This window comes from Achromobacter sp. D7-1 (genome assembly GCF_059760445.1).
The window spans coordinates 1-637 of record NZ_JCBAMT010000176.1; the positions used below are offsets into that span (position 1 = coordinate 1).

Sequence of the window (637 nt, forward strand, 5' to 3'; positions counted from 1 at the left end):
TTTACCAGAAGTAGTTAGCCTAACCGCAAGGGGGGCGATTACCACGGTAGGATTCATGACTGGGGTGAAGTCGTAACAAGGTAGCCGTATCGGAAGGTGCGGCTGGATCACCTCCTTTCAGAGCTTAAGTGCTCGTGTTAAGCGTCCACTCTTATCGGTTGTTTGATATAGCTGGGATCAGTTGTAGGCTTGGGTCGAGGGAATCTTCCCTGGGTCTCCAACTACCTGACTGCTGATCCGAGAAGGTTTTGGGTCTGTAGCTCAGTCGGTTAGAGCACCGTCTTGATAAGGCGGGGGTCGTTGGTTCGAATCCAACCAGACCCACCAAGTATTCTGCGCATGCGGGATATGGGGGTGTAGCTCAGCTGGGAGAGCGCCTGCTTTGCAAGCAGGATGTCATCGGTTCGATCCCGTTCACCTCCACCATTGATTCTCAAAACTCACCTGGTGGTGATGTAGAGGCTAACTCATAGTGTCGTGGAAACGGCGTTATGAGTTAGGTTTTACCTGACAGCTATATTTGTTCTTTAACAATCTGGAAGAAGCACAACGAAAATGTACTTATCAAGTACTCGACGCAAGTCGATGAAGATAGGTACGGGTTGTGATTGCATTAATTTTGTTCCAAGTTCTCAAG

General features: G+C 49.0%; 2 tRNA genes and 1 rRNA gene. All 3 read left to right on the forward strand.

The window, feature by feature from the left end:
• A 16S ribosomal RNA gene (locus AC6LKD_RS32645) occupies nt 1-118 on the forward strand; the annotation flags it as partial.
• A 132-nt stretch (nt 119-250) separates the two neighbouring features.
• A tRNA-Ile gene (locus AC6LKD_RS32650) sits at nt 251-327 on the forward strand.
• A gap of 23 nt (nt 328-350) precedes the next feature.
• Nucleotides 351-426: transfer RNA gene (locus AC6LKD_RS32655), tRNA-Ala, on the forward strand.
• The last annotated feature ends 211 nt before the right edge of the window (nt 427-637 follow it).